We start from the raw sequence: 20,797 nt of genomic DNA on the forward strand, positions 1-20,797 counted from the left end.
GAAACCAACTGCTTTTTCTAAAATTATACGACACTAAATTTCATCAAATTAAATAAACTCGTTGTGTTATAACTTTCTTCAAAGTGGAAACCTAAAGGTTCTATAGATTGCTGCCATTCAGTTAATGTACGTTGTCTTCCATTTAGTAATACCATCATGACAATATCCATGGTTTTGTTAGGATGTGGTTCATCATTTTCTGGCATGACTTGTTCAGCGATGAATAAGCTTGCTGATTTAGGCATTCGGTGAGCACAATTGGTAATTATTTGCTGCATAATGTGATCATTAAAATCATGTAAGACGCCTTTAAATAAGTAAGCATCAGCAATAGGTATTTCCTTTAGAAAATCTCCCGCAACTAATTCAACGTTGGGTGGGAAATCATCAGGATTTAGTTGATCAATAACAAAAGGAGTATCAAAAAGTATCGCTTTAACTAAAGGATAATGCTGAACAATTGATTTAACCATACCACCTCGGCCGCCACCCATATCAACAATACTTTTCACTTTTGAAAAATCATAGGATTTGCTAATAGTATCATCATCATAGGTTGATAATTTGGCCATACCACGATCAAAATTAGCTTGCTTTTGTGGGTTTTGGCCTAAAAAGTCAAAAAAATATTCTTGATGCTGATGATAAAAAGCAGACTCGCCCGTTTTTAAACTCACATCTAATTTTGAAAATGCTTGCCACCAGCTATCATCAACCATACATAAAACATCACGTATCGAGTGAGGGTCATCATCACGCAATGGCTTAGATAACTCTGTTAAAGAGTAACCAGTAGGGTGGGGATTCACTATCTTATATGCACTTAAAAATCTTAACAATCTAGCTAGTAGGTCTGGTTTCGTCTGGGTTTTTTCTGCTAATTCTTCCACTGATATAGGCATTTCTGACATATGATTGGCTATCCCAAGTTGTGCGACAGTATGTATAGCACGAGAGATTACATACCAACGTGACATCGTGGCTAATACCATAAACGGTTCTTGTTGATACGTCGTCATAGTGAATTTCCTTATTCTATTTTCCAAACAAAAATCTAGGTGACTATTGAAAGAAGTTTAGCAGATACTAAGTTGATTTAACCAATAATATTGTGACTTATGTAAGTGTTACATAGATTAGAAAGATCATTAGCCAGACGAAAAATTTAACTTTTCTAGATTTGGATTGCTCATTTGTGCTTCATCTCTTAAAAATTGTTCAGGTAAAGACTGAGTTTTTTCGAACTCTTTAAGAAAATTACCTAATGGCGCTGATCTTAATGCGGTTACCTCATCACGGGAAAACTTAATATTGGGATTTGTTGGCTCTTGTAAGGCCTGAATCATTTTTTTAGCTGCTTGGACTCTAACTTCTGGTGGAACCGAATTACATACATTAGCCATTTGTGATTTAAAACTATTTGTTATAGAGCTTGGCCCCCCCGCAGAGAGTACATTGATATGTTGGTTTAATTTATTGATAAAATTAGCGCTAGGACTTTGACTTGGTGAACTAATATGAAAGTGAGCTAATATTTGGTCTTTATTTTTAAACATCTGTCTTTCGACGATACTTAATCTGCCTGCTGTATGGCCATGAGGAATTCCATTTTTATCAATAATTAATGATCGGGGCTCACCGCGACAGTTCTCACCATTGATTCTATAACCGCCATTATAAGGTTCAACACTTGTTACATAGTTATCACCGTGGGGATCCTTAATAGTAAATTTAGTCAGCATTGGCCTAGAAACAGCACTCTGCTTAGCTTGAAAAGGCACCGGCGGCAGGTCAGTTCTTACCGTTATTGCGTTAACATTTTTGTCTGCGGTAGGACTACACGTTGCCACAACGATATTTGTACCAGAAGCCTTAAATTCATCAATTAACGCAACTGCACTATAAATCTCAGCAAGGCTAGTGGTACCCAGTGGTTTTATTTTACCAAGCTCCTTATCGCAAAAGCAGAGGGGTTTATCTAGCTCATGATTACTTTGCAAATAGTTTTTTAGCGCTTGGCCTTCGTAAATAACGGTTTTGCCATCTTGTTTTTTTACAGCTAAAGCACCACGTTCAAGAACATCATGTGGGGGCGTTGTTAAATATTCCCAACCTGTTTTACCTTGAATTAAGGAATTTTTAAATTCTAAAAAATTGAAGTCATTTTGAAGTGGTGAGATGCGAATATTATGAACATTATCTTGATACTGATGCCAATTCAGTTGTGCGCCATTGTTATCTGTAATAGGCCAAATTTGTTCTTTATAAGTCATTTCTTCTAAATGCCGTTGTCCATCAGTAAAGCTAACAACATAATTATTCTCCATTTTTCCAGGGGTAGTAATACTATGCTGCTTATCTAGCGATATCGTTTCAGAAAGCTTAGCTCCATGGCCATTAATGACTAATGTCTTAGGTTTTAGTGTTGCTGCTTGAGAATTATTACTTAATACAGCTGACTTATCTGTATTAAAATGAGCAAAAATTGCTTTCCTCTCCTTATACATTTGAATTTCAGCAGGTGTTAAGAAAGTACGATGAAAACCTTTAGCTTTGCCATTTTTATCTATAATGATAGAGCGAGGCTCACCACGACAATTTAAACCATTTATTCTATAACTGCCATCACGGAGTGTATCTACACTGGTTACATAATTATTCCCTTTATTATTTATAAGAGTTAACCTCTTGTTAAAGTTTGTTGTCGGAGCAGAGTGAACTGCTGAAATAGGACTTGCTGTTGGGGTGGATTTTACTGTCGGCGTATAGTTTGCTGTTTGAGGAGAGTTTGTTGGCGGTATAGAGCTTACTGCTGGAGAGGAGGGTTGACTCATCGGTGCCATGGTTGATTGTTTAGCTTGTCTGAATTTTTCATAAGCTTGATAGACTTGCGGACTGGTAATTATTATTTGTGCTTGTTTACTCCCGGCTGGCGTTGTTAATTTTAGGCCACTAATTCTGCCGTTTTGAACCAAGTTACTATTTGTTTGCAAGAGATAATTTTTAAAGTTAGCTAATTGATTTTTTGCTAATGTTTTATCTATTTGTATTATTTGAGGCGTTACCCCAGGTGAGCGAGCTATCGCTGTTGTATTGGGGGTAAAATTAGGATCTAATTTTCTACTAAGATTATCCTGAAAAATATCAAATGTGCCAGCTGTGCGAGTTTTACCGTTAATTACTACCGAGGGCCTTTCAGCAGATTGAAGTGTATTAGGATCATTGCTTGGCTTAAAGTGAGAAATATTAGCATCTCCGGTGCAAATGCCATTAAAGTTATCGATAAATTTCTGTGTTTCAGCTTGCGCATTATAATCACCATGAATATTTGCTACAGGTACTTTTTCGCCCGTTACATTATGGGTTAACTCATATTGTGCACCACGATTATTTAAAATAGGTGTTGCATTTTTTGATAGTGTAAACACCTTAGGATTATATAACATTGTAGTACCAAAAGGATGTTCCCCTGTTTTCCGCCATTGTGACGCTAAGGCATTGGTATCAATTAAGTTAGAGTCTTTATCAAGCTCTCTTAACCTATTGATTAAATATTTAAACTCTTTACTTTTAGGATTCGGTATTTCTTGAAGTGCTAGAAAACCAACGCCTTCTTTAAATGCCTTGTAAATTTCCTCAGCTTTTGATTCCATTAACTGTTTATTATTTTTAGGTAAAGATTTAAACCCATCTACTTGTGCTGCCGGAAAAAGGGCAGAACCAGGGTGCGTTGCATTCAATGTAGCCATGGCACCAAATTTTGTGTTTTGTATTACTATCTTATGATCGCCTGTAGGTCTAGTAACTATTTTTTTGCCCACTCGAAATTTCATGTTCGGAATGTCAAATTTGGGGAGGTGAATATTAAAATTAGGCATGATAATTAAAAAAGTAAACAATTTGTATAATTTTACTACAAATAAAAAAGACTTGCAAAACTTAACATATCCTTAACGCTGTTAGTTCGATTATTTATAACCATAAAATCTATGGGTTTATCTTAATTTTAACTGAGCAGATAATATTTAAGTCCTGATTTTTCTACTTATTTTTTGCTTTGCATAAGCATAGTTTATAGAATAGGGTTACTAAGTATGCTTAAGTATGTTAGCTTTTAGGTTCTAGTTTATCTTATGGAATTGCGAAAATTGTTTTTGTCCGTTTCTGAATATCAAAAATTAATTGCGATAATAGTTTTTCTTATTATGGCAAGCTTATTTTTTTATCAGATTATGAATTTTCTAAAACAGGACTTATCGGTAAATATATCAGCTCAGCCCACCATTAATAACGCCAAGCAAATTAAAATCACTAATAACTCACTCATTTTTACTAAACCTCTTTTTGGCAATTATATTCCAGTCATTAACGAAGTAGATATTAAAGAATCAACACTTGATGTTGAGTTAGTAGGTATTATGTTTTCGCCTAACTCTGGAGATTCTCAAGTTATTATTAAAGATACAGCAGGAGAAGAGCGAACTTATATAGTTGGTGATACACTACCTGGTGGCGCAGTAGTTAAACGTATTAATGAAAATGGGGTGGTTGTTTTATATAATGGTTCTTTAGAGAGCTTAGGTTTGCCAAAAATTGAATTGCTCTTTAATAAACCAGCAAAGCCTTTAATCAGTGAGGAATAATGTTATGCAGAGAGTTGTTCGCTTGGCTCTGTTGGCAGTACTAGGTATAATTTTAACAGCTTGTGTAGCTATAAGAGGCTCTGACTTCTCTCAAGGTATAAACAGTTTCAGAGCAGGAGACTATCGTAAAGCATTTATTCGCTTAAAACCTGAAGCCGATAAAGGTCAATGTGATGCTCAATATGCAGTAGGTTATATGTATTATTACGGAAAAGGCGTAGTTGAAGATCGTCGTAAAGCTTGGTATTGGATAAGACGTGCCGCTTCACTAGGACAACCAGAAGCTGTTGCAGCAGTACAAATTCTAACCACTACCAATACAGTTGCAAGCGTGTAAACCATCATTTTATAGGGGTATGTCATTATTTGCCGGGTTGAGATAAGGGTTAATTACTCTTTTATTTTTTAATGCGTTGCGCTAATTATAAGTGACATGATGTAACAGCAATAAACTAAAATTAATAAGCCACCATGCCAACGCGTAATTTTTTTATGGCGAGTATTAATCCATAAAAGAATAAGTGAGGTGAGTAACATAACAGGCATATCACGCCATAAAATAGTATGGCTAATCAAAGATGGATGAATGATTCCAGGAAAAATCAATACGGCAAGTAAATTAAATACATTAGCACCTAAAATTGTCCCTATAGCTATATCATCGGCCCCTTTTCTAATTGCTAAGATAGATGTAATAAGTTCAGGTAAACTACTGCCTATAGCAGTTAAGGTTAATCCAATTAATAAATCACTCAGTCCCAATTGATGAGCTAGGTGGGAACTATTAAGGACAAGAAACTTTGCGCTAAGAGGAACTATAATAAGACCGACACATAAGCTAAATAAATAATTTCGAAAAGAATGTTTACGTAAAACAGCCTGACGAAATTCTTCAGTAATCTTCCGTTGTGCAGTTGAATTTTTAAGGGTGTATAATAAATAGCCTATAAATAGCAAACACACTAACAGTGATAAACAACTATCGATAATGCTAATGTAACCATCCAGCATCAGTGAATAAATAAATAACATTGCAATAAAAAGTAAGGGGAATTCTCGTTGCAGAAAAGATGGTTGAACTTTAAGGGGCCTTATTAATGCAATGAGACCAAGTACTAAACCTATATTAGCAATATTAGAGCCAATAGCATTACCAACAGCAATATCATTCAAACCATCAAAAGAAGCACGAATGGCTATCATGATTTCAGGTGCTGAGGTACCTAAAGCAACTAAAGTAAAACCTATTAACAACGGTGGTAAACGATAATAATATGCCAACCCAGAGGCACCTGAAACTAAATGACTTGCTGACCACAGTAAGGCTGCAAAATTAACTAAAATAAAAAAAAAACTGGCCATTTTATTTCTCAATACTGTTATTAATCTTTTGCAAACTACTTTTCTGCATAAACTACTCTTAGATAATTTTTTATAATAACAGGGTCAATAGAATATTCATGATACTTGATTTAGATAACAACACAAAGATTTTGCTATTTTATTTAACAATTTATTAAATTTTGGATAGTTAAATATTGTTGCATAGTAAATACAATATAAGTAGCCTGGGTGGAACGAAGTGAAACCCGGGTTCCAGCCCGTTGGTCTTGCACCCAGGCTACTTAATCTTGCAAATCCTTTGGCATTCCTTATAAATTTTTTGCATCTCCGCACAGGCGGAAATCTATTTTTGAAAATAAACCAACTCCTATAATAAAAGTGTCGAAATTTATCATTTAAAAAATTAAAACATTCAAGAATTGGCTGACGAACGAAAAATTTATATGAGCGTTTTTTAATCCTTCCTAATTTGGCAGAAACTATTTTTTGTGTTAATATGAAACAGTATTTTTCTTTTAAATTCATTTGGTTTTATAATAACACTTTTATTTTATCTCATGAACAGATTGCTACAAATAACAAGAAAATCAGGCACCTTGCTTTAACTTTGATGGGTAGCCTACGCTCATTGACCTTCACATAATATCGCCTCTGCTAAGAGGGATTATCAATACGTTTTTAGTATCTTTGCGAGCGCAGGAAGCCATCTAACTATTTTAATTCTTTGATGATGGGTATTGCTATGTTTAAAGAACAATATCGCCTTTTGCGGCAAAAAAGCCTAAGGCAGTACACATTAAGTTGTATGTTAGCCATGTTTGGAAATGGTTTAACCTATATTATTATGGTTTGGGTATTGATGCATTTTGATGCTTCAGTCGTATCTACTGCTATATTAATGACATGTTTTTGGTTGCCCAATGTTTTATTTGGCTGCTTGTGTGGTGTCTTAGCAGATAGATGGGATAAACAGTATCTCTTAATTGCAGTCAATGCCGCCCGAACTATTTGCCTTTTTGGTTTTGCACTTTTAGGTAATGAGTATGAAACACCCCTAGCAATTTATATATTAGCAGCAGTTTTAGGCACACTTTTAGCAGCCTATGTTCCAGCAGCTATGAGTTTTGTTCGCGAGTTAGTTTCTAGTAAAGATTTGCTTTATGGTAATGCACTTGCAGATATGGCCTATGAGGTAGGTGCAGTTGCGGGGATGGGCTGTGCTGGCTTTATTTTAGCGCTTAGCTCTTTCACAACTTGTTTTATGATAAATGCGTTATGCTACTTGTTGGCAACATTGATTCTTATAAAAATTAAACTACCCCAGCGAGTGCGAAAAACGATGAGTAATCAGTCATTTAACTCGCAGTTTGTTCAAGGGTGGCGTTACATTAAGATAAGACCAATCTTACTACTTGTTTATTTAACGCAGGGTTTATTTTTCATAAGTTACATGACTGCTCCTGTTTTATTAGCACCATATGCCAAAAATGTTTTACATAGTAGTGTTAGTCAGTTTGGTTGGCTTGAGTCAGGATTGTCATTAGGTATTATCTTAGGTGGTTTTATAGCCCCTTATTGTGCCTCATATTTTTCTGTTTTTAAGGTCATTATTGGACAAATTATTCTAGGAATATTAGGTTTTTATTTATTTAGTCATACATTAGATAATAATTGGGCTATTTTTTATCATTTTTTAATTGGATTTTCATTTTCATCATGGGCATTAATTACAACTTTTGCTCAGGAAATGACTGATATTGACTATCAGGGGCGGGTACAGTCACTCTTTAATAGCTTCTCAGGGGTAGTTATTATCTTGTTTTATTATTTACTAAGCCAATGGAAGGATCTGCCAATCACTAACTTGTATTTCGGTGAAATAGGATTGTTGCTGTTGGCTATCTTTATTTTAATTTATGTTGGATTTAGTAGTAATAATGAAAGAGAAGTGATGAATTAACCAAAAATGTAGCCTGTTTTTAGGCTACTTTTCTTAGTTAAACAGGAAATTACCAGACTATATCTTTTTGCTTTAGGTCTAAAAAATTATGGATTATCTTATTGATAGGTTTAGCTAAGCCTATTTCTTTTAATTGACTTACTTGAAACCATTTGCCTGTACTCTCTGCAATAGTATCAGATACCGAGGATGCTTTAAGTGCGAGCGGAATTATATCTAAATGAAAGTGGCTAAAAGTATGTCTAAATTCTAACAATGGTTGTATCGTTGTTTCATTCACTTGATAACAACTTAAATAGTCAAAAGGTTCAATTTCCAAATCACAAGTAGGTAAACACCAAAGACCTCCCCACAGGCCCGTTGGAGGTCGCTTTTCTAGATAAATTTTATGATTAGCAGAGTATAATAAGAAAAAATATTGCTTTCTTATTGGCAGTGGCTTTTTAATTTTCTTAACTGGGTATAGTTCTTCTTTTTGATGTAAATGGGCAAGGCAAGTTGTTTGAACTGGACAGCGAATACAAGCAGGTTTTCTAATAGTACAACAAGTCGCTCCTAAATCCATGATGGCTTGTGTATAATCGGCGCAGCGCTGTTTTGGCATGCATTGATTAGTAAGCTGCCATAGTTTTTTTTTCACATCATTTTGCTCAGGCCAACCATCAATCATAAAATATCGAGTCAAGACTCTTTTTACATTGCCATCTAAAATAGCAGTTGCTTGATTAAAAGCAAGGGATGCAATAGCAGCCGCTGTAGAAGGTCCAATACCAGGTAAATCTAGAAGCTGATTAAGATTATTAGGAAATTGACCTACATATTTTTCAGCAATAATTTTTGCAGTTTTATGAAGATTTCTCGCACGACTATAATATCCTAATCCTGACCAATGCGCTAAAACGGCATCCTCAGTTGCGTTTGCCAAATGATTGATGGTTGGGAAACTTGTCATAAATCGTTCAAAATAAGGTATAACAGTTTGAACTTGCGTTTGTTGTAACATTATTTCAGAAATCCACACTTGATAGGCTGATCTAGGATGTTGCCAAGGCAAGTTTTTACGTCCATATTGGTCAAACCATTGTAGTAAAGGTTCGCTAAAATGTTGATAGATTGAGTTGTTTTCCATAATTAATGATAAAAAAATGTAACTAGTTGCTCTTTTATTTTCAATACAGGCTTAGCAAAAGTCTCCCTAATCCAAACTTTAGCTAAACTTGCGTTTATCTTTTTTAAATCAGGTAAAATGACTGGCTGAGTTAAAGTGCCATGGATTATTAAGGGAAATCCTCCGCCCAGCAATTCTTGAATATTGTTTAAATTGCTGTCATCAACTATTAACGTTGCTAAAAGATGACTAATTAAACTGTAATTAGTTAAGTTCATTTCACCTTTCCCTTTTAATTGCAACATATCTGTCTGCAATAACAGGGTATCACTAAATAACATTTTTTGGGCAAGGCGGTATTGAATTGCCATGAGTTTGAGTGAGGTTGGGCCCTTAGAATGTAATAGATGATCTTGAGATTCTTGGTCTAAGTCTAACTTAGGCTCCTTTTTTTCTTGGGCATTACTAATTTTAATACTTAATTTTTTAACAATGCTATCTAAATCAAAAAAGGCAAGCGTACCGTCATGAAGACTAATATTGCCATTGCCCATTATTGTATTTAACCAGTCCTGATTAATAAAGTTTGATTGGCTATGAAGTGAAAAATCTAATTTACCTTTTATAAACGCTTGATTAAATAAAGCCAATGTTAGGCGAGCAGCATTTATACCTGTTGCTGTTTGATTTAGTTTTAATATTTTGGATAAAAAATTAAAATTTAAGTCGCCTATGGCTTCGCCTTGGTAAAATTTTAGAGTAAGCGGATTTAGAGAAAGAGTGGCCTGTTTAAAGCTCGTGTTTGCACCTATTTGATTGATTTTAAAGCGTCCAATTTTTAAGTTCTGAATAAGAAGTTGCCCGCGAAGTAGAGTGGACTTTAGCGCTGTTTCAAGTTGATTAAGTGAATCAATAGCTAAGTTTGCGTCACCTTTGAATTGGAGCTGTGCGCTGATAGGCTGTTGTTTAAGATCATAATTTATATGAGCTTTGATTTGAAAAGGAAATAAATTCTGCTCTAAATTGATTTGTTCAAGCCTTAACTGTAAAGAATTTAGAGTTAGTAGCTGATTATTAATTCTAGTTCTTATCTTTCCATTAGTAATTAATAGTCTTTCTAGTGCAAATTTTTCTTCGATGTTCTTTTCTAAAAGAGAGTGTGAAGCTATGTTAGAAGCTTTTACAAGTGGGGGTTTATAGTTAGAATTGATGTCTGCTATTAAATCAGTAATTTTAATTTCATCAAATATAATTTTACCTTGTAATAATGTTGATAGCTTTAAATTAAAAAACAGTTGTCTTAACTTTATTTGGTAAGGACTTTGTAACTCTCTGTTACCAATACGAATAGATGCTATTTTAATACTAGGCCTTGGGAATAATTGCCAGCTTATATTGCCTTCAATTTCACAAGGTTGTTGTGTATAAGTTTTTATTTTAAGTGTTACAAAATCTTTAAATATCGTTGGGCTAACCGCACTAGTTATGAGCCAAAAGAAAAAGCTAAGTAATAAGATAAAACCTAGTAAAATCACAGCAAATTTTTTAAGAAGCCGCATAACAACTATAAGAAGTAAAAAAAGCAAGGATAACGATAACTTAAATCATGTCAAGTTTTATTCAATATGTTTTGATAAAAAACCTAATGATAGTGATGGAGAATTTATTATATTAGCAATAGAAATAAATAAGCTAAGTAGTTTGCTCTTTTATAGTTTTTTTAGATCAAATTTTGGCAAATTATATAAATTAATTAAAAAAATTTAAAAAAAATTACCAAACCCTATTGCTATTAACATAAGCTAAGTTTAATCTTAAATTCTTCTATATAGAAGGATTATGGAAGATTTTAAATTTGTAGACGTAGGATTTAGTTTTTTAGGTGTACTCAGGATGAGACAAATAAAAATCAAGGAGAACGTCATGCAATTAAGTGAGTGGGAAGTTATTATTCTCAAGCCTACCTATGTATTTTCATCATTTCTAGCTTCACAATTACCTGATATTGAATTACCTGATCCACATTTGTTAAGTGTTGATAACACAGCTTATGTTATTAAAAAACAAAATAGTGATGAAGAAACATTAAATGAAATAGAGCGTCATTTTAAATTTATGTTTCATCATGAAATTAGCCGTTGGCTAGGCGACACTGCACATAATGAGATTGAAAGTAGTTTCTTAGATTTCCTCTGTTGTTTCAAATTTGAGCTGCACTCACATATTGTTTTGATGGAAAACTCCATGTCTCAAGGTAAACAATTAATACGCGTTAAACCTCGTTCTGTTTTATTAAAGTGGATGAGAACCACTGTAGAAGAGCAACGAGATTTAACGAGTATTTTAGAAAAAGTAACTGTTTCTAATTTAGCTGAAAATGCTACTGTGGTTGTTAAAAATTTTAAAGATTTATCAGAAATTAAACCGTTTCTTCAATCCAATTATTCTCAGATCTTTGAGGCTGAAATGCTTAGAATGTGTGATGAAGCAGATCAGTGGCCAAAGGTTGACTCATTTGAAGCTTTCAGTCGTTATTTTTCCATTGATATTCACTCTCAATTAATACATCTGCATTAAGGAGGTTGGCTATGGGGCCAATAGCTATAGCAGTTATTTGTGCGGCAGTTTTTGGGGTAGTCAGTACTATTACAGCTTTTATACACCGTCTATTAGCAAGCCGGGATAAGCGGTTAAATGATCTTGCGCAAGCCAAGGCTTTAACCCAGGAAACGACAGAGTTAGAGAAATTACGCCACGAAATGTTAAGCTACAAACGTTATAATGCTTATTATCAAGTTTTAGGTGAAAATAAGGAAGCAATACAATACCTTGATCAAAAGATTGAGGAAATTTTAAAGAAAAAATCAGCCCTTATTGAACGATATGCTCAAGCAATCGTTAAAGAGTCAAACGCAATCGTTACGGGAAATAGTTCGCCTGATCGTAAAATAGTTTGTGACAAGTTGAGACAGGAAATTGATAATCAACTTAAAACCTATGATATAGAAATTAAACAATTACAAACGCGCCGTTCTAATTTATGGAATTCTAATAAAGAATTACAAGATTATATTCTAGAACAAGAAAAAAAGCGAAATGAGCATATGGATGCTGTCTATCAGCAACATTCTGCTCTGCTAGAAAAAATCTTCCTACGCCATACTGATAATACTGAAAATATTACTAAAACACTTATTGATTCAACAACACAAACATTTAAGTCTTTAATTACGGCCCCCATTGAATTTTTAGCTAAAAGCTTTCGTTTAACGAGGAATGCTTCATCAAATGTAGCAAAACAAGAACTATTAAAAAGGCAAAATATTGCCGCTTTAGAAGCCCTAATTAATGGTCAAGATGAAGTTGGTAGCCCGGGATTTGATAGAAAAAATAAACAAGAAAATGATAAAATGCCACTGGGTTATACAGCTAATTTCTCATTTAATATGTAATTCTCAATAAATTCACGGTTAATTTATGTTAATCGTGGATTTTTTTCTACCAATTTATAATAAATTCGGGCATAATCTCTTCCTTATCTCAATAAATATTATTTATAGTTAATTAATGCCGCCTAAAACTTCAATAATAAAATCAAAAATTCTAAAGGGTATTGCAGCACTTTTAACCTTTTTTTAACATATATAAGCCATATATTGTTAAGTGAGATTTTAAATAAAATATTGAGCCGCCGTATTATGGAGTTGAAGATGAGAAAAAATTTTAGAGCTATTTTAGCCATTTTTTTTATAAGTTTTTTTGCTAGTATTTCAATAGCAAGCACCCAAGATGATCTTTTAAATTATGAAAAAAATACCGTAGAAATTTTTCAAAAATTTTCATCCAAAGTAGTTTCAGTTCATCGATTAGCGACTGTCCGACATGCTTATACCAAAATGCATGTTCCTGCCGGGGCTGGTTCGGGTATTATCTGGGATAAGCAGGGGCATATTGTTACGAATTATCATGTCATTAAAGGTGCTGATGATCTTGCCGTTACAATTGGTAATGTTACCGTTCCTGCTAAAGTGATAGGTGCTGAACCACGTAAAGATCTTGCTGTTCTTGCGATATCTTCAACTAAGGCATTAAATTTACTAAAAAATGTGACGCCTTTTGAAATTATTCATAGCCGTAATTTATTAGTAGGCCAAAAAGTAATAGCGATTGGTAACCCTTTTGGTTTGGATCATAGCTTAACTATCGGCGTTATTTCCGCTTTAGGTCGACAAGTTCCAGGTGCCGGTGGTGTTACTATCCGTGAAATGATTCAAACAGATGCCTCTATTAATCCGGGAAATTCAGGTGGGCCTCTTCTTGATAGCAAAGGCCGCTTAATAGGGCTTAATACGGCTATTTATTCTAATTCAGGGGCTTCAGCAGGTATTGGCTTCGCTGTTCCCTCTGATGATGTAGAGCGTATTGTTCCACAATTAATAAAAAATGGACGAGTAGTTTTAGCAGGTATTGGCATTCGTCGAGTCGAGCCTAGCATTGCAAAGCACTTTGGTATTAAAAAAGGTATTTTAATTTTAGATATTTTACCGCATTCACCTGCTGCTACAGCTAAATTACGGGGCACTTTCAGAGATGTTGACGGTAGAATTCATCTAGGCGATATTATTACCGCTGTCAATGGTCATCCAATTCCTAATTATGATACTTTTTATAATTTACTTACCGATATCAAAGTAGGTGAAGAGATTACAATAACTGTTCAACGAGGCGGAAAGCATATCAATCATAAATTAAAAACAATTGATATAGCTAGTTACTAATTGACTTCTATCCAGAAAAAAGAGAAACCAAACGTAGATTGGGCTAAACGAAGTGCAGCCCAACAATTACAGCCATAAGGCATGTAGCTTATTCATAATTCGTCGGACTGCATTTTGCTTAGATTTAAGTAGCCTGGGTGCAGGCCCAAAGGGCCGGAACCCGGGTTTCATTTCGTTTCACCCAGGCTGCTGTACATTTGCCACGTAGCAATATCATGAAAAAAAGCAAAGGATGTCAATAGTATTTAAGCACCATACAGCTGTTGATAATGCTGAAGTTGTTTTAACTCTTCATTTAATTGCTTATTTTCTAAATATGCCATTAAATCATGTATATCAATAATTGATAATACTTGAATGCCTTGCTTTCGTATTTCACTAATTGCTGATTGTTCAGTTAAACCACGTTCACAGCGATCAAGTGCAATAATGACAGTTGTTAAAGATCCACCATTTTCTTTAATTAACGTTTGTGCTTCTCGAAAGGCAGTTCCGGCTGTAATAACATCGTCAATAATAATCGTATCGCCAGTTAGAGGCGCACCGATAAGGATTCCTCCTTCCCCGTGTGCCTTTGCCTCTTTGCGATTAAAGGTTACAGTGGCATTAATACCATAATCTGCTAAGGCAATACTTGTTGCAGTTGCTAATGGTAAGCCTTTATAGGCTGGCCCAAATAAATGTGAGCAGTTTATATTATGTTCCACAAGGGTTTTTGCATAAAATTGACCAAGTTGTTTTAAAGGCTGCCCATGATAAAATAAGCCAGCATTAAAAAAATAGGGGCTTTGACGACCAGATTTTAAGGTAAAGTTACCAAATTTCAATACGTTACAGCTTAAGGCAAGTTCAATAAAAGTTTCTTTCGTATAATTTTGAGTCGTTTGTACCTGATTAGTCAAAATAAAATTCTCCTAAGTTATAAAAAATCTTAACAATCAACAAAAAAGTGCTATGCTAATCTTAATGCTAGTAATTTTTAGCATTGTTAGGTATTTATTTTAAATTGAATTTTCTCCTAATTAGAGCTAATAATAAAGGAGTAGTTTAAATTTAGCTGTTAAATACTTAGTGGTTAGATTTTCGATTACAAGCTTCAGACGAAAGGGGATAGCGAATGTCGCAAAGAGAGACTGGCCATGTTAAATGGTTCAATGAAAAAAAGGGATTTGGATTTATTGTCAATCAAAATGGTGATGATATCTTCATTCATTACAAAGATATTAATGGCACGGGCTTTAAGACGTTGCATGAAAACGATCTTGTTTCTTATATCGTTGATAAAGGACCAAAAGGATATAAAGCACAAGATGTGACTGTTATTCATGAATAATTAGATCTATTAATTATTGCGTTTAGCTAAGCTAAATAATCTAGATGTTTCATTAGATTATTAGGCATGCTAGTTGAAAAATTCTTGCTACCAAAGCATGAATAGATAATTATTCGCCAAATAAATAACAAGGCATATTCACTACAGTAAGCCAGCTGGCTTAAATTAAGCTGGTCTACCTGTTTTTTATAAATTACTTGGTTTTGTATTCGGTATACAGGATAATGTATAAAACGGCTAAGTACACTTTCAAATTCAAAATATATGAGCTCTAGTCATGTTATATTCAATCTTAGCCATCACCAGTGGGAGCAGCATTTATGAAAACTGCTAGACGTGTCGCTGTTATAACTGGCGCGGCAAATGGTATTGGTTTGGCATTAACTCAACATTGCCTACAAAGAGGTATGAATGTAGTAATGGCAGATAATGACATATCAACTTTATGTGATCGAGTTGAACAGTTAAGTGTTCAAGCTGAAGCAGAAATTTTGGGTGTAACTTGTGATGTAACAAAGCCTGAAAATCTTAAGCATTTAGCTAAGCAAACTATTGAGCGATTTGAGCGAATTGATTGGGTATTTAATAATGCAGGCATTTGTGGTCATCTTGAGCCTGTATGGGAGCTTACTAATGAGCATATTCGTAAAGTAATGGATGTTAATCTATATGGCATTATTTATGCTATTCAAGCTTTTTTACCTATTATGTTCAACCAAAATCATCGATCACATATCATTAATATGTCTAGTTTTTATGGATTATGTAGTGGCTCACAAATGGCAGCTTACGCTATGTCAAAGCATGCGGTTATTGCACTTTCCGAATCGATTTATTTTGATTTAAAGCGTTTAAATAAGCCTGTAGATGTTTCTGTTGTTTGCCCTTCTTTTACAAACACCCAATTATTAGTTAATTCAACACCTCTAAATGATAATAAGCTGCATGAAATGCTAAAAGATTTAATTGAGCGAAGTAGGCCTGCAGAGGACGTGGCCCAATATATCCTTTATGAATTAGAGAAAAAAACTTTTTATATATTACCTGATAAGGAAGTAAAGGAATATTGTCAACAAAGAGTTGAGGCAATAATTAATCAAACGGAGCCACACCAGCATAATATTGAAAAACTCATTGCTTCTTTAAGTGAACGGGCGCTTCGATTTAACTCTCTTACTATATAAGCTAATAGTTAAATGTATGATCAATAAATTAATTTAAAACTAAAATAATAGACCAATGCATTTATTAAGTAGTCGATCTTTTTTACCTTTATTTCTTACTCAGTTTTTTGGGGCATTCAACGATAATGTTTTCAAATTAGCAATGTTAACATTAATTAGTTATCATTTAAGCACCTCACAAGCTAATTCTGAGCATTATCAATCAATTGCTGCTATTTTATTTACTTTACCATTCTTTTTATTTTCAGCTATTGCTGGTCAATTAGCAGATACCTATGATAAAGCATTTTTAACGCGGGTAATTAAATTTACCGAAGTTATTCTAATGGTAATAGGCAGTATTTCTTTGCTAAAGGGTAGTATTCCTTTTATGTTGCTGACTCTAGCTGGGCTTGGTATTCACTCTACGTTTTTTGGCCCTATTAAATATGCAATATTGCCTGATCATTTGCCCAGGTCGCAATTATTAAGTGCCACAGGCTTTATTGAAGCGAGTACTTTTTTAGCTATTCTAACTGGTACTATTTTAGGTACTTTATCTATAGGAAATAAGAACCATGTTACTCATGCTATTTTATTAATTAATTTAGCTTCCTTCAGTGGTCTTGTAGCTAGTTTTTTTATTCTTCCTGCACCACCTGCTCAGTTAAACTTAACTAAAATCGACTTAAATATTTGGCATTCAACAATCAAGATGCTTAAAAAGGTAATAAATAATAAACGTATCTACCCTGTTATATTACTAATTTCTTGGTTTTGGTTTATAGGCGCTGTTGTTTTAACTAAATTACCGGATTATACCCATTATATTTTGCGCGCTGATACTACCGTATTTGCTATGTTTTTAGGAATATTTTCAATTGGTATTGCAGCAGGGTCTCTCGCTATTATCAAATTTTTAGCAGGCCAAATTACCTTACGATATGTGCCTATAGCAATGTTATTTTTATCAATTTTTGCCCTAGATTTGTACTTGGCTTCTCCTTCTATAAGACCCAATGCGCCCTTAATTAATTTATTACAATTTCTTATGGTTTTAAAGTATTGGCGCATTACTATTGATTTTTTTCTTTTTTCATTTTGTGGGGGATTGTTTGTCGTACCGTTATACACTTATTTACAAGTGATAAGTACTGAAAGTCAACGGGCACAAACGATAGCAGCAAATAATATTTATAATGCATTAGCCATGGTTTTAGGTGGCTTCATGGTCATGCTCATGCTTAAGCTTAGGTTTTTAATTAAAGACGTCTTTTTAGCCATTGCATTAGCTAATATTATTGTTGCTATTGTATTAAATCGACTTTATAAAGTTAATCATTTAACCAGTCTTTAACTGGTAAAAAATCTGTATAAAGCTTTGCTTCATGGCTCCCTTCTTCAGGTTGCCAATTATAAATCCAGTGTACCTCAGGGGGTAGAGACATTAAAATGGATTCTGTTCGTCCTCCTGATTGTAAACCAAACAAAGTACCTCGGTCATAAATTAGATTAAATTCAACATAACGTCCACGACGATATAATTGGAATGCTTTTTCTTTTTCACCATACGGTAAATCTTTCCGTTTCCTAACTATAGGTTCGTAAGCTTGTAGAAAATGATTGCCAATACTTCGCATAAAGGCAAAACTATGTTCGAAACTAATTTCATTAAAGTCATCAAAAAACAAGCCACCGATTCCACGGGCTTCTTGTCGATGCTTTAAAAAGAAATAATCATCACACCATTTTTTGAAAGTTGGATGAAGATGTTCGCCAAATGGTAAACATGCTTGTCTGGCAACAGAGTGCCAATGGCGACAGTCTTCATAAAACCCATAATAAGGTGTTAAATCGAAACCACCACCAAACCACCAAATAGGTGGCAAATCAGCTCTTTCTGCAGCAAAAAATCGAATATTGGCATGAGTAGTAGGTACATAAGGATTTTCTGGGTGTACTACAATAGATATACCTAAAGCATTAAAAGAACGGCCAGCAAGTTCTGGACGTGATGCACTGGCACTAGGAGGCAATTGCTGTCCTAAAACATGGGAAAAATTAACACCTGCTTTTGCAAATAAATTTCCTTTTTCTAAAATGCGACTAATTCCTCCTCCACCCAATTCTCTAGTCCAGATATCTTCCTTAAATGTTTTACCATCTAATCCGCTTAATGTGGCGCAAATCGTTTGTTGTAGTTTAAGTAAATAGTCTTTAATTAAGTCAATAGCATTATCAGGTAAAATTAAATTACTCACACAAAGGCTCTTAAGACACAAATAAGTCAATAATACTATATTTTGTCTGAATAAATGAGACTATTTACATGGAGATGGCATTTTCAAACCCTTTTATTTAAATAAAGGCTATTTAATACAAAAATTAGTAATTTAATAAAAAATATAGCTGGCATAGCGATTGCATCTATAAATTCAAAGTGACCATTGGAGAGCACCTTGTGTTTGACTTAGATGGTTATTCCTACAAATATGACGATTTAAATCAATTAGACAATTCAGCGTTTTCTAATGAAACAGCTTTTTTGCCTTGTATTGATAAGACGTGGGCTTTACTAACTTGGTATCATCTCAATTATATCATTCCTGATTTTAGTAAGCGATTAACTTCTACTTTTCAATCTAATCAAATCCTCCAAGCTTCAGCTTTAGTAGGACGTAAAGTAATTATTGCCTCTGATCATCTATTAATTGATAAAGAAATATCCTGTCGTATCCTTGTTGAAGTGGTTACTAAAGTTAATAAAGCTATTGTATATATTTATGATTGTACTGATAGATTAATACGTAAACTCTTGTTAAATGAACAACCAGCAGGTTTTTTAGAGTTTGAATGGGATTTATTAGATCATCAAGGTTTACGTATACCAGCAGGTAAATATTCAATTCATGTGATTGGTTCCATTGCCAGTAAAAAAATTGCATTAAAGACATTGATTATTGCTAACGTCAATGGCGTTAACTTAGATCCAAAAATAGGTGAGGTAACGTTGAGTGTTGCAGGTATTGGTGAAATTTCTTTAGAGCAAGTCGAGTTTATTTCAAATTAATAAGCAATTGAAATTAATTAATTTCATTACATAAGGCTTAAAGTCTGAAAAAAATTAAGCTAGTATAGACTTCTTTTGTATAGCAGCGAGTGTTCATGGCAGAGCCGGTAATTAATTGCCCAAGTTGCAAAAATGAAGTCAAGTTAACGGAGTCTTTAGCAGCGCCTTTAGTGGAGTCAATCAAAAAACAATATCAATTAGAGCTCGCCGAAAAAGATTTGGAAATTGCTACAAAAGAAGAATTTTACAGAAAAAGAGAGACAGAATTAAAAGAGGCACAAAAAAAGTTAAAGGAGCAAATAGAAGCTCAAGTTGAAGAGCAGCTGCAAAAAGAGCGCTTAAATATAGCTGCTGAAGAAGCAAAAAAAGCAAAATATGCCTTAGGGAATGAATTAGAAAACAAAGCTAAGGAGCTAGGTGAGTTAAAAGCTATTTTAGTCATGCGTGACGAGAAGCTAGCCGCTGCACAAAAACAACAAGCAGAATTATTAAGACAGCAGCGAGAATTAGAAGATGCTAAGCGCGAAATGGATTTAACCATTGAAAAAAGTATTCAAGATGGCTTAGCTGAAATCCGAGTAAAAGCGAAGCGTGAAGCAGAAGATGCACTCCAACTTAAGGTGCAAGAAAAAGAAGAAACTATTCAAGCGATGCAAAAGCAAATAGAGCAATTAAAACAAAAAGCAGAACAAGGCTCTCAACAACTACAAGGGGAAGTGCAAGAATTACTGTTGGAAAGAATGCTACAAGCAAAATTTCCCACTGATATTGTTGAGCCTGTGCCTAAAGGGGAGTTTGGGGGGGATATTTTACAGCGTGTCTTTGCTTTAGGTGGTCCATGTTGCGGTACAATTTTATGGGAGTCAAAACGAACCAAACATTGGAATGATCATTGGCTAGCCAAATTACGTGATGATCAACGAGCAGCTAAAGCTGATATTTGCGTTATAGTAAGTCAAGCTTTACCTCTGCAGGTTGAAACATTTGAACAAATTGAAGGTGTTTGGGTAACGCATCCAAGAGCAGCATTTCCTGTTGCCATGGTTTTAAGGCAAACATTGTTAGACATTGCTATGGTACGTAAAACGTCTGAGGGTCAACAAACAAAAACAGAACTTGTTTATCAATATTTAACAGGGCCTCGGTTTAAACAACGAGTTGAGGCCATTGTTGAGGCTTTTTCTGCGATGCAATCTGACTTAGATAAAGAACGTAAAGTTATTCTTAAGCAATGGGCAAAGCGGCATGAGCAAATTGAACGCGTTATGCAAGCAACGGTAGGTATGTATGGTGATCTGCAAGGAATTGCTGGTAAGTCCTTACAAGAGATTGCAGGTTTAGAGTTAGCTGCTTTAGATAGTGAGGTGTTGGAGGAAGTAATTACTTGACTTAAATTAT

At 34.3% G+C, this 20,797-nt stretch carries 18 protein-coding genes; 11 read left to right on the forward strand and 7 right to left on the reverse strand.

The features are described from left to right. Window positions 1-23: 23 nt before the first annotated feature. Both DYH30_RS06590 and DYH30_RS06595 read right to left on the reverse strand, forming a co-directional pair. Window positions 24-1,019, reverse strand: a complete 996-nt coding sequence (locus DYH30_RS06590) for a methyltransferase (RefSeq protein ID WP_115330886.1) — start codon at window positions 1,017-1,019, stop codon at window positions 24-26. Between the two features lie 129 nt (window positions 1,020-1,148). Continuing rightward, the gene (locus DYH30_RS06595) at window positions 1,149-3,833 is read right to left on the reverse strand and encodes a hypothetical protein (protein ID WP_131740591.1); all 2,685 of its coding nucleotides are present in this window, start codon (window positions 3,831-3,833) and stop codon (window positions 1,149-1,151) included. Between the two features lie 300 nt (window positions 3,834-4,133). Between DYH30_RS06595 and DYH30_RS06600 the strand changes: the two genes are divergently transcribed. Together DYH30_RS06600 and DYH30_RS06605 are read left to right on the forward strand one after the other, a co-directional pair. Further along, the gene (locus DYH30_RS06600) at window positions 4,134-4,643 is read left to right on the forward strand and encodes a type II secretion system protein N (protein ID WP_115330888.1); all 510 of its coding nucleotides are present in this window, start codon (window positions 4,134-4,136) and stop codon (window positions 4,641-4,643) included. A 4-nt stretch (window positions 4,644-4,647) separates the two neighbouring features. Then, on the forward strand, window positions 4,648-4,980 hold the full coding sequence (locus DYH30_RS06605) for a tetratricopeptide repeat protein (protein ID WP_115330889.1): 333 nt from the start codon (window positions 4,648-4,650) through the stop codon (window positions 4,978-4,980). A gap of 68 nt (window positions 4,981-5,048) precedes the next feature. On the opposite strand, the gene DYH30_RS06610 is transcribed toward DYH30_RS06605, so the two are convergent. Then, window positions 5,049-6,005 (reverse strand): calcium/sodium antiporter, encoded by a 957-nt coding sequence (locus DYH30_RS06610; RefSeq protein ID WP_115330890.1) that lies wholly within the window; start codon window positions 6,003-6,005, stop codon window positions 5,049-5,051. Between the two features lie 724 nt (window positions 6,006-6,729). On the opposite strand from DYH30_RS06610, the gene DYH30_RS06615 reads away from it, so the two are divergent. Beyond that, the gene (locus tag DYH30_RS06615; RefSeq protein ID WP_160116166.1) at window positions 6,730-7,947 is read left to right on the forward strand and encodes an MFS transporter; all 1,218 of its coding nucleotides are present in this window, start codon (window positions 6,730-6,732) and stop codon (window positions 7,945-7,947) included. 49 nt (window positions 7,948-7,996) lie between these two features. On the opposite strand, the gene mutY is transcribed toward DYH30_RS06615, so the two are convergent. Further along, window positions 7,997-9,076 carry an A/G-specific adenine glycosylase gene (gene mutY, locus DYH30_RS06620; RefSeq protein ID WP_115330892.1) on the reverse strand — a complete coding sequence of 360 codons (1,080 nt, stop codon included), beginning with the start codon at window positions 9,074-9,076 and terminating at the stop codon, window positions 7,997-7,999. Window positions 9,077-9,078: 2 nt separating this feature from the next. Continuing rightward, on the reverse strand, window positions 9,079-10,614 hold the full coding sequence (locus DYH30_RS06625) for an AsmA family protein (protein ID WP_115330893.1): 1,536 nt from the start codon (window positions 10,612-10,614) through the stop codon (window positions 9,079-9,081). Between the two features lie 364 nt (window positions 10,615-10,978). On the opposite strand from DYH30_RS06625, the gene DYH30_RS06630 reads away from it, so the two are divergent. The 3 genes from DYH30_RS06630 (at window position 10,979) to DYH30_RS06640 (ending at window position 13,833) form a co-directional block, all read left to right on the forward strand. Further along, window positions 10,979-11,632 (forward strand): hypothetical protein, encoded by a 654-nt coding sequence (locus DYH30_RS06630; RefSeq protein ID WP_115330894.1) that lies wholly within the window; start codon window positions 10,979-10,981, stop codon window positions 11,630-11,632. Between the two features lie 11 nt (window positions 11,633-11,643). Further along, window positions 11,644-12,507 (forward strand): hypothetical protein, encoded by an 864-nt coding sequence (locus DYH30_RS06635; protein ID WP_115330895.1) that lies wholly within the window; start codon window positions 11,644-11,646, stop codon window positions 12,505-12,507. A gap of 258 nt (window positions 12,508-12,765) precedes the next feature. Then, window positions 12,766-13,833: a S1C family serine protease gene (locus DYH30_RS06640; RefSeq protein ID WP_423202806.1), complete on the forward strand. Its 1,068-nt coding sequence runs from the start codon at window positions 12,766-12,768 to the stop codon at window positions 13,831-13,833. Between the two features lie 245 nt (window positions 13,834-14,078). Here the strand turns inward: DYH30_RS06640 and pyrE are convergent, their stop codons facing one another. Next, on the reverse strand, window positions 14,079-14,735 hold the full coding sequence (pyrE, locus tag DYH30_RS06645) for an orotate phosphoribosyltransferase (protein WP_115330897.1): 657 nt from the start codon (window positions 14,733-14,735) through the stop codon (window positions 14,079-14,081). A 215-nt stretch (window positions 14,736-14,950) separates the two neighbouring features. Here pyrE and DYH30_RS06650 point away from each other — a divergent pair, with 215 nt between their 5' ends. The 3 genes from DYH30_RS06650 to DYH30_RS06660 all read left to right on the forward strand — a co-directional run bounded on the left by DYH30_RS06650 (window position 14,951) and on the right by DYH30_RS06660 (window position 17,686). Next, window positions 14,951-15,166 (forward strand): cold-shock protein, encoded by a 216-nt coding sequence (locus tag DYH30_RS06650; protein WP_115330898.1) that lies wholly within the window; start codon window positions 14,951-14,953, stop codon window positions 15,164-15,166. 320 nt (window positions 15,167-15,486) lie between these two features. Next, the gene (locus tag DYH30_RS06655) at window positions 15,487-16,350 is read left to right on the forward strand and encodes an SDR family NAD(P)-dependent oxidoreductase (RefSeq protein ID WP_115330899.1); all 864 of its coding nucleotides are present in this window, start codon (window positions 15,487-15,489) and stop codon (window positions 16,348-16,350) included. A gap of 55 nt (window positions 16,351-16,405) precedes the next feature. After that, the gene (locus DYH30_RS06660) at window positions 16,406-17,686 is read left to right on the forward strand and encodes an MFS transporter (RefSeq protein WP_115330900.1); all 1,281 of its coding nucleotides are present in this window, start codon (window positions 16,406-16,408) and stop codon (window positions 17,684-17,686) included. On the opposite strand, the gene hemF is transcribed toward DYH30_RS06660, so the two are convergent. After that, window positions 17,664-18,590, reverse strand: coding sequence for an oxygen-dependent coproporphyrinogen oxidase (gene hemF, locus DYH30_RS06665; RefSeq protein WP_242604645.1), 927 nt, complete (start codon window positions 18,588-18,590; stop codon window positions 17,664-17,666). The two genes, DYH30_RS06660 and hemF, sit on opposite strands and share 23 nt — an antisense overlap. 200 nt (window positions 18,591-18,790) lie before the next feature. On the opposite strand from hemF, the gene DYH30_RS06670 reads away from it, so the two are divergent. Both DYH30_RS06670 and DYH30_RS06675 read left to right on the forward strand, forming a co-directional pair. Next, window positions 18,791-19,399, forward strand: a complete 609-nt coding sequence (locus DYH30_RS06670) for an FLgD tudor-like domain-containing protein (RefSeq protein WP_160116167.1) — start codon at window positions 18,791-18,793, stop codon at window positions 19,397-19,399. 95 nt (window positions 19,400-19,494) lie between these two features. After that, window positions 19,495-20,787: a DUF2130 domain-containing protein gene (locus tag DYH30_RS06675; RefSeq protein WP_115330903.1), complete on the forward strand. Its 1,293-nt coding sequence runs from the start codon at window positions 19,495-19,497 to the stop codon at window positions 20,785-20,787. The last annotated feature ends 10 nt before the right edge of the window (window positions 20,788-20,797 follow it).

The organism is Legionella busanensis (genome assembly GCF_900461525.1).
In the GTDB taxonomy this organism is placed as follows: Bacteria; Pseudomonadota; Gammaproteobacteria; order Legionellales; family Legionellaceae; genus Legionella_C; species Legionella_C busanensis.

What these genes read in the sequence shown, in the direction of transcription:
- DYH30_RS06590 (WP_115330886.1), bottom strand. Translation starts at nt 1,019, where the DNA reads ATGACGACGTATCAACAAGAACCGTTTATGGTATTAGCCACGATGTCA.
- DYH30_RS06605 (WP_115330889.1), top strand. Translation starts at nt 4,648, where the DNA reads ATGCAGAGAGTTGTTCGCTTGGCTCTGTTGGCAGTACTAGGTATAATT.
- DYH30_RS06660 (WP_115330900.1), top strand. Translation starts at nt 16,406, where the DNA reads ATGCATTTATTAAGTAGTCGATCTTTTTTACCTTTATTTCTTACTCAG.
- DYH30_RS06635 (WP_115330895.1), top strand. Translation starts at nt 11,644, where the DNA reads ATGGGGCCAATAGCTATAGCAGTTATTTGTGCGGCAGTTTTTGGGGTA.
- DYH30_RS06600 (WP_115330888.1), top strand. Translation starts at nt 4,134, where the DNA reads ATGGAATTGCGAAAATTGTTTTTGTCCGTTTCTGAATATCAAAAATTA.
- DYH30_RS06655 (WP_115330899.1), top strand. Translation starts at nt 15,487, where the DNA reads ATGAAAACTGCTAGACGTGTCGCTGTTATAACTGGCGCGGCAAATGGT.
- DYH30_RS06610 (WP_115330890.1), bottom strand. Translation starts at nt 6,005, where the DNA reads ATGGCCAGTTTTTTTTTTATTTTAGTTAATTTTGCAGCCTTACTGTGG.
- DYH30_RS06625 (WP_115330893.1), bottom strand. Translation starts at nt 10,614, where the DNA reads ATGCGGCTTCTTAAAAAATTTGCTGTGATTTTACTAGGTTTTATCTTA.
- DYH30_RS06640 (WP_423202806.1), top strand. Translation starts at nt 12,766, where the DNA reads ATGAGAAAAAATTTTAGAGCTATTTTAGCCATTTTTTTTATAAGTTTT.
- DYH30_RS06650 (WP_115330898.1), top strand. Translation starts at nt 14,951, where the DNA reads ATGTCGCAAAGAGAGACTGGCCATGTTAAATGGTTCAATGAAAAAAAG.
- DYH30_RS06615 (WP_160116166.1), top strand. Translation starts at nt 6,730, where the DNA reads ATGTTTAAAGAACAATATCGCCTTTTGCGGCAAAAAAGCCTAAGGCAG.
- mutY (WP_115330892.1), bottom strand. Translation starts at nt 9,076, where the DNA reads ATGGAAAACAACTCAATCTATCAACATTTTAGCGAACCTTTACTACAA.
- DYH30_RS06595 (WP_131740591.1), bottom strand. Translation starts at nt 3,833, where the DNA reads ATGAAATTTCGAGTGGGCAAAAAAATAGTTACTAGACCTACAGGCGAT.
- DYH30_RS06630 (WP_115330894.1), top strand. Translation starts at nt 10,979, where the DNA reads ATGCAATTAAGTGAGTGGGAAGTTATTATTCTCAAGCCTACCTATGTA.
- DYH30_RS06675 (WP_115330903.1), top strand. Translation starts at nt 19,495, where the DNA reads ATGGCAGAGCCGGTAATTAATTGCCCAAGTTGCAAAAATGAAGTCAAG.